Below are 8596 nucleotides of genomic sequence, written 5' to 3' on the forward strand. Positions count from 1 at the left end.
TTCGAACCATTTATTATCTGCCTTCAATTATGGTAGGCGTTGGTACCTATTTCCTCTGGATGCTTTTGCTGGACCCTGCAAATGGACTGGTAAATACCATTTTAAAGTTTGTAGGAATTACAGGTCCCGGCTGGCTTACAGATCCCAACTGGACCAAACCGGCAATTATTCTCATGCATCTTTGGGGGCTGGGTGGACAGATGCTCCTGTACCTGGCGAGGCTTCAGAGTATTCCTGCGGAGTATTACGAGGCGGCAAGTATCGATGGTGCCAGCGGTTTTAAACGATTTACAAAAATTACGGTACCCCTGTTGTCACCGATTATTTTTTACAATTTAACTATTGGTATTATCGGTGCGTTCCAGATATTCCAGGAGGGATATATTTTCTCGGGAGACGGAACCGGGAATCCGGCAGGTTCTCTTTTGTTCTATAATGTTCATCTGTGGAATCAGGCATTTAAGAATTTTAAAACCGGTTACGCCAATGCTATGTGCTGGTTCTTATTTGCGATTATCATGATATTAACCCTGTTTAATCAGAAGGGTTCTAAAAAGTGGGTTTATTACGAGGAAGGTGATAATGATGACTAGACGGAAAGAGAAAAATGGAGGGAATTCCAAACAGAGGTTTAAAAGGGACCGGGTTACGGATTTGTTTATGTTCGTCATTTTGTGTCTGGGCGCAGTTATCATTTTATTTCCCATTCTTTGGATGGTGTGTACGGCGCTGAAATCGCCCCAGGAGGTAGCTCAGTATCCGCCCACACTGATCCCCCAGGTACCTATGTTTGAAAACTTTGCGATTGCATGGACAAAAGCGCCATTTACAAAATACACCATAAATACCCTTGTGATTGTCGTATTTACCATTATTGGAAATGTTTTAGTGAATTCATTTGTTGCATATGGATTTGCAAAGATTGAGTTTAAAGGCAGAAAGCCATTGTTTAAAATAGTATTGGCAACCATGATGATTCCGGGTTTTGTTACCCTGGTTCCAACTTATGTTATATTTTCAAAGATCGGATGGGTTGGTACTTATCTGCCCCTGATCATTCCTGCATTTACAGGTAATGCTTTTCATATCTTCATGATGAGGCAGTTTTACCGTACCATACCAAATGAACTGATGGAAGCAGCCAAAGTAGACGGAGCAGGGCACTTCTATATCTGGGGAAAACTCATGATGCCTTTGATCAAGCCAATACTGGCAACTATTGCACTGGTATCTTTCAAAGGAGCGTGGAGCGATTTCCAGGGCCCCCTGCTCTACATAAATGATCAAAAACTTTACACGTTACAGTTGGGGCTTCAGGTATTTAAAGGACAGGGTTATACAGAATGGAATTATCTGATGGCAGTCTCGTTCCTTTCTATGATACCAATTCTGCTACTGTTCTTCTGTTTCCAGAATTACTTTATTGAAGGTATGAATGTGGGCGGAGCTGTTAAATAGCCGGGGCAGGCTTAACATCGTGGAGGATTTACTCCGCATAGAAAGCCTGTGTGGAAAATGATTGAAAGAAAATAGATATGGAAAAGAAGCTGCGATGTGACTCATTCAACGGGTATTATTGTGCCAGAATTGCAGACAGGAGCGCAATATGCAGGAGGTGTAAGGTTGGAACAAAAAGCGTTTCAAACTACTTATTAATGCATACCGCAGACCCGTCAGCGGTATGCAGGGGTGTAAGGTTGAAAGAAAGTTATGACATAGAAAGGAAGCCACGATGTGATTCTTTCAACCTGTTTTATTGTGGCAGTATTGCAGGCAAGCCTGGAATATGTATTGGGTGTAAAGATGAATAAAATTGGTGTAATACATACAACAAAAGCTACCGTAGACAGTCTGACGTCACTGATCAAAAGTAAGATCCAAAATGTGGAAGTTTACAACATCTTAGATGATTCAATTCTAAGGGATATGGTGGATGAAAGGGATACCGGGTTGGTGCGCTGGCGTTGGATGGAATATGCAAAAATTTTTGAGAAAATGGGTATGGATATCATTTTAAGTGCCTGCTCAACGGTGGGAGAATTTGCAGAAGAAGCAGACCGTGAACTTGTGGTTCCGGTACTCCGCATTGATGAGGCGATGGTGGAAAAAGCCGTAATACAAGGGAAAAAAATATGTGTATTTGCCACCCTTAATTCTACGCTGAAACCAACCGTCAATCTCATTAAACGAAAAGCTTTAAAAGCAGGAAAGACCGTTTACGTCAATGGTGTTCTGGTGGAAGGGGCATATGATGCGCTGATGTCGCAAGAAAAAGAACGCCACGACAGAAAAATTGCTGAGGCAGTAGAAGCATGTGTAGGTGATGCGGATGTAATCGTGCTGGCTCAGGCGTCTATGGCATCGGCTGTAACAGCGGTGGAAGGGATGGATCAGAATCAGATTCTCACCAGTCCTGAACTTGGCGTGGAGAAGTTAAAAGAAAGCTTACTTAAAATCATATAAAAAAACCAGGAAAGATGTGACTATGATAATAGGAATAGATATGGGAACTACTCATATTAAATCGGTACTATTTGACAACGCAGGCAGTATAATTGGCATGGAGAAGGAAGAGACGCCTTTGTCCAAGGATCTGTGGGGTGATGTTTATAAGCCTGATGTGATCTGGGAAATTGTAAAGAAGCAGATTGCCGGACTCGCCGCATCTGTAAAAGGGCAGGTACAGGGAGTCAGTATTACCGGTATGGCGGAAGCGGGTTTGGTTATAAACCGCAGGACCGGGATGGAAGAGACGGATATGTTACCCTGGTATGACAAACGGACGGTGACACTTGCCGGGCAGTTGACGAAAGAAGAGGAATACCGGAATTTCATGACTACAGGTTTACGTGGAAGCTTTAAATATGGAATTTATAAATTTATATGGCTGCTGGAGAATTGGAATATCAACCGGGAAGAGGCAGTCTGGCTGTCTATGTGTGATTATATCGCATGGAAACTGACTGGTGAATTCTTTACGGATCCAAGCTTTGCAGCAAGAACTTACGTATATGATATCACAAGGAGATGCTGGGATGACAACCGCATCGGGGGCTATCATCTGAAAACATATAATTTTCCCAGAGTAATGCCAAGCGGGGAAGCGGTTCCAATAGGTGATCCGGAAATCAAACAGCTGCTTGGGTGCGGTAAGGAGGATACGGTCAGGGCGGCAGTGGCAGGCCACGATCATGTGTGTGCGGCATTTGCGCTGTTGCAGAACCGGGATGAGGACATTTGCAACAGTCTGGGAACGGCTGAAACTTATATTGGGATATTAAAGAGTGACCGTGTCCAGGGGGCGGAAATTGAGCAGCTGTTTAAGCGGGACAGTGGATTTATCTACGGACCCTTTGTAGACGGGGGATATTTCTGGATGGGGAATATACCTTCCGCCGGGCAGTCGGTAGAATGGTTTCGGAAAACCGCCCAGAAAGAAGAAATAACATATAAAGAAATGAATGATTTACTGGAATCTATATCGAAGGATCCCACCGGGATGTTATATTTTCCATATCTGACCGGTGTGGGGACACCTGTATTTAAGGCGGATACAGGGGCTGATTTCTTTGGACTTAAGATGGAACACACATACGGGCATCTTTTAAAAGGGATTATGGAAGGCATTCAGTATCAGGCGGCCTGGATCATGGAGCTACTGTACCAGAAGCATGGAATAAAGCCAGAGGTTGTCCGGTGTGCCGGAGGAGCGGCAAACAGCCGTGCCTGGATGCAGATTAAGGCGGATGTACTGGGGAAGAGGATACAGGTTCCCTCAGTATCGGAAGCAACGGTACTGGGAGCTGCAGCTTTATATATAAAAAGGAATGAAGGAGCCGAAGCCTGCAGACAGTTTCTGGAAGCACCTCTTAAGACAGGAGACTGTTACGATCCGGATGCGGACAGAGAAATAAAGTATAACAGGTTATGGCGTGAAAAATATATGCCATTGGCAGAATTGATTTTTAAACAACAGGTTATGTAAGTTGGAGAGAAAGGGTATTGCAGGAAATCTGCAATAAACAGCGGGTATCATTATGAGAAAAAGAGTTGAGAATTTGACAGATATTTTAAAAGATGCAACCGAAAATCAGTATGCGGTGGGATCCTTTTCCGCCCGTTATACAAAGCTGATCAGACCGATTATTGAGGCGGCAATCAACCGGAAATCCCCTGTGATTGTGCAGCTTTCCGAAAAGGAGATTATACGCCATAAGGTAGGGATTCTGGAGTTTACAGAGGAGTTTTACCGTGTTATGGAAGAGCTGAAGCCGGAAGTTCCGGTGGCACTGCATTTGGATCATACGAAAACCATAGCAGTGATTCAGGAAGCAATTGACCATGGTTTTTCCTCGGTAATGATTGATGCATCTGAGCTGGAATTTGATGAGAATGCAGCGTTAACGAAAAAAGTAACGGAGATCGCTCATCCGGTTGGAGTTACCGTAGAGGCAGAACTTGGTAAGATCGGAACAACGGATTTTGTAGAGACAGATACGGATGAAGAGATGTTTACAGACCCAAAAGAAGCACAGGAATTCTGTAAACTGACACAGGTGGACTGTCTGGCAGTATCGGTTGGAACGGCACATGGCGTATATACCGTAAAACAACCCAGCGTTGACTACTTAAGAATAGCAAGAATAAATGAGTTAACGGACACACCGCTGGTACTGCACGGAGGTTCCGGTGTACCAAGTGATATGGTGGCAAAGGCAGCCCGGATGCCTGGCGGTGGTGTAAGCAAAGTAAATATTGCAACCGATCTGGAGCTGGAGATGCTGGCAGTAGTGGGACGGGAAGGCCATATGACCGAAGCGGAACTGAACAGTTATCCAAATGATGTGATAGAAAAATCAAGAGAAGCAGTACGTCTGTTAGTAGAAGAAAAAATGAACCATTATCTTTTCAGCAGCGGGAAAGCATAAGTGTGAAAGAAAAATTGCAGTGAATATAAAGTTACTATTCACGGCCAGGAATGCGCTGAACTGCGCATAATATAGGAATGGAAAGGCAGGTTAATAATGGGAATGAAGGATAAAAAACTACATATGATTGGGAATGCCCATTTGGATCCGGTATGGCTCTGGAACTGGCAGGAAGGATTTCAGGAGGTTAAAGCAACTTTCCGCTCTGCGCTGGACCGCATGAAGGAAGATGAGAATTTTATTTTTACATGCAGCTCTGCCGTATTTTTTGAATGGGTGGAAAAGAATAACCCAGGGATGTTTGCAGAGATTAAAAAAAGAGTAGAAGAAGGACGATGGGAAATCGTTGGCGGGTGGTACATCCAGCCGGACTGCAATATTCCTTCCGGTGAATCTTATGTAAGGCAGGGGCTGTATGGGCAGCGTTATTTCAATGAGAAATTTGGGAAAATGGCTGTCACCGGCTATAATGTGGACAGCTTTGGACATAATGGAAACCTGCCCCAGATTCTGAAAAAGAGCGGACTTGACAACTATGTATTTATGAGGCCCATGCCCCTGGAAAAGGGGCTGCCCGGACGTGTCTTCTGGTGGAAGTCGGAAGATGGTTCTAAGGTACTGGCTTATCGGATTCCGTATGAATACTGTACCTGGGGTAAAGATCTGGAGAAATACACGGAGCGCTTAAAATGCGAGCTTGAGGATGTGGAAGATGATCTGATGATGTTCTATGGGGTAGGGAATCATGGGGGCGGACCTACCAGGGAAAATTTAAAGAGTATCTATGCCCTGAATGCAAGGGAAGATATGCCGGTAATGGAGATGGGAACCACCTTGGAGTTTTTTGAAACGATCCGCAGTAATGGAAGGGAATACCATCAGGTAACCGGAGATCTTCAGCACCATGCAAGCGGATGCTACAGCGTAATGTCCCGGATTAAACGTGAAAACCGCAGAGCTGAAAATCTGCTGCTGGCAGCAGAGGCCTGGAGCACCATTGCCAGTCAGGCGGCGGGACAGGTCTATCCGGATGACTTCGAAACGGCATGGAAAGGGGTTCTATTTAACCAGTTCCACGATATTCTGGCTGGGACAAGCATTCCGTCTGCTTATGAGGATGCATCCTATCTCTATGGACAGGCGATGGCAATTGGACAGAAGAATTTAAATTATGCAATTCAGGCAATATCCTGGGATATTCAGATTGAAGAAGATGTGACCATGAAACCAATTGTGGTATTCAATACACATGCTTTTCAGGGACGCATGGTAATTGACCTGGAAGTACGGGGGCTTAGTAATGACCAGTTCAGGCTCACGGACAGTGAAGGAAATGTAATCCGTGCCCAGAGAATACAGTCAGAGGCTGCGGTGAACGGTCAGTCCAGGCTTTTGTTTACAGCGAACCTTCAGAGCATGGGTTATGAAGTATTTAAACTTTATTTAAATGTGGAGGAAGCACCCGTATTCGAACATGTAAAGGTAACGGAACATACCCTTGAAAATGACCGGTATTTTCTGGAATTCAATCCGGTAAACGGATGTATGAAGCATCTGGTAGATAAGAAAGCAGATCTTGAAGTACTGAGAAGAGAAGGCGCAAGACTTGCGGTGATTGAAGATAAATCCGATACCTGGTCTCACAATAAGTTTAAATTTGATAAGGAAATCGGAGATATGAAAGCCGTTTACATACATATCCTTGAAGATGGGCCGGTACGTTCCACCCTGCGTATTAAGTATAAATACAACCAGTCTTATGTTGTTTCCGATTTTCGGCTCTATAAAGACCTGGATTATGTGGAAGTAAAGACAAAAGCAGACTGGAGAGAGCCGCAGACAATGCTGAAGGTGAAATATCCGGTGAGGTTTAACTTCCGTAAGCCTACCTACGAGATTCCCTATGGATATATTGAAAAAAGTGCCAATGGCGAAGAAGAGCCGGGGCAGACCTGGTTTGACTTTACGGGAGAACATTTTGAAAAAGGAAAAATGTATGGATTAGCCATTGCAAATGATGCGAAATACAGTTATTCTTTTGATGTGGATGAGATGTGTATGACGATACTGAAAAATTCAGTATTTGCACATCACGATCCCAAACAGCTGGAAGAGGGACAGGAGTACCAGTTTGTGGATGAAGGCATTCAGGAATTTACTTATCTGCTGCTGCCCCATGAAGGCACCTGGAAAGATTCTAAGATTGTAGAACATGCCGCAGCGCTGAACCAGAAGCCGGTTACCGTTATTGAAACTTACCATGCGGGCAGCCAGCCCCAGAAACAGTCTTTTCTGGAACTGAAGAGTGACCATATTGCAGCAGTAGTTATAAAGGAATCAGAAGACCGCGACGGCGTAATAATCCGGGCTTATGAGACGAAAAAACAAAAGGGAAAAGCAGTACTTTCCATTCCGTTTTTAAACAGGGAAGCGGAACTGGATTTTGCACCCTGTGAGATAAAGACAGTTAAAATACCATATGATATTTCCAAAGAAATTATGGAAGTAAATATGGTGGAGAGTGTTTGAAAGGGATCAAAAATGCCATATACAGTAGTAATTGCAGATGATGTTACAGGAGCTAATGATATCGGAATCATGTACGGAAATTCCAATCTGGAAACGATTGTGTACAGCTATGGAGACGGTAAGCATACCGGTTATGAAGAAGGAGAGGTTGTCATTATTGATACCGATTCCAGATTTGATACTTATGAAGATGCTTACAGAAAGGTTTATGACGCAGTCTGCCAGGTGAAAAGCCCCGGGGTGAAACAGTATATTGATAAGCAGTGTTCGGTGTTCCGGGGGAATATAGGAGCTGAATTTGATGCTATGCTGGATGCACTGGGAGAGGAATTTGCGGTGGTGGTTCTGGGATTCCCGGATAACGGCAGAACTACGATTCACAGTGAGCATTATGTTCACGGGGTACTTCTTGCCGATTCCCAGTTTAAGCTGGATCCGGTACATCCAATGACAAAGTCGAGTCTGGTTGATATTCTGCAGGAACAGACAAAACGAAAAGTGGGCGCAGTTACTTATGAAGTGACTGACCAGGGTGCCGATGCCGTAAAAAGGGCGGTGGATGACTGCAGAAAACGTTATAACTATGTGATTATGGATGTGCGGAACAACGAGGATCTTGCCGTCCTGGCTGAGGCACTTTTTGATGAAAAGATTATCTGCGGAAGCTCTGCATTATCAAAATATCTGGCTGAAATTTATGTCAGCGGACAGTCCAGAACACCTGTCCCGGAAACGAAAATAGAAGAGTCAGATCAGAGAATTTTATGTATGGCAGGCAGCCTGACACCACAGACTATTGCACAGACAGCTTATATAGAAAAAAAGGGATACCCGGTAATTGAACTGAATACAAAGCTTTTATTTGATGACAGGTCACAGCAGCAGGAATGCAGCCGGATAGCAGAAGAAGTAAAAAAAGCATATGAAAAAGCAGCTTTTGTAATGCTGCACTCCATGAATTCAATGGAGGATGTAGAGGAAACAAAACAGATTGCGGCAGATAAGGGAATCGATAATACGGCGGTCTCTACGCTGGTATCCGATACACTTGCCAGGATATCCCGGCAGGTAATAGAGGATTATGAGATCCGCAGAATCATTGTCTGCGGGGGAGACACCAGCGCATCGCTGTGTTCCAG

General features: G+C 44.2%; 7 protein-coding genes. All 7 read left to right on the forward strand.

Annotated elements, in window-relative coordinates:
- Positions 1-593: carbohydrate ABC transporter permease (locus ACH2DQ_RS17645; protein ID WP_395027673.1), on the forward strand; the 593-nt coding region annotated here is incomplete at its 5' end.
- On the forward strand, positions 583-1458 hold the full coding sequence (locus ACH2DQ_RS17650; RefSeq protein WP_395027676.1) for a carbohydrate ABC transporter permease: 876 nt from the start codon (positions 583-585) through the stop codon (positions 1456-1458). The genes ACH2DQ_RS17645 and ACH2DQ_RS17650, both read left to right, overlap by 11 nt.
- 276 nt (positions 1459-1734) lie before the next feature.
- Positions 1735-2463 carry an aspartate/glutamate racemase family protein gene (locus ACH2DQ_RS17655; protein ID WP_394910744.1) on the forward strand — a complete coding sequence of 243 codons (729 nt, stop codon included), beginning with the start codon at positions 1735-1737 and terminating at the stop codon, positions 2461-2463.
- A gap of 22 nt (positions 2464-2485) precedes the next feature.
- A complete protein-coding gene (locus tag ACH2DQ_RS17660) occupies positions 2486-3985 on the forward strand; it encodes an L-fuculokinase (protein ID WP_394910743.1) in 1500 nt (499 codons plus the stop codon).
- A gap of 52 nt (positions 3986-4037) precedes the next feature.
- Complete coding sequence (locus ACH2DQ_RS17665) at positions 4038-4928, forward strand: ketose-bisphosphate aldolase (protein ID WP_394910742.1); 891 nt, start codon at positions 4038-4040, stop codon at positions 4926-4928.
- Between the two features lie 96 nt (positions 4929-5024).
- On the forward strand, positions 5025-7457 hold the full coding sequence (locus tag ACH2DQ_RS17670) for an alpha-mannosidase (RefSeq protein WP_394910741.1): 2433 nt from the start codon (positions 5025-5027) through the stop codon (positions 7455-7457).
- Positions 7458-7469: 12 nt separating this feature from the next.
- A partial coding sequence (locus ACH2DQ_RS17675; RefSeq protein ID WP_395027683.1) for a four-carbon acid sugar kinase family protein occupies positions 7470-8596 on the forward strand: 1127 nt, incomplete at its 3' end.

The organism is Robinsoniella sp. (genome assembly GCF_034124845.1).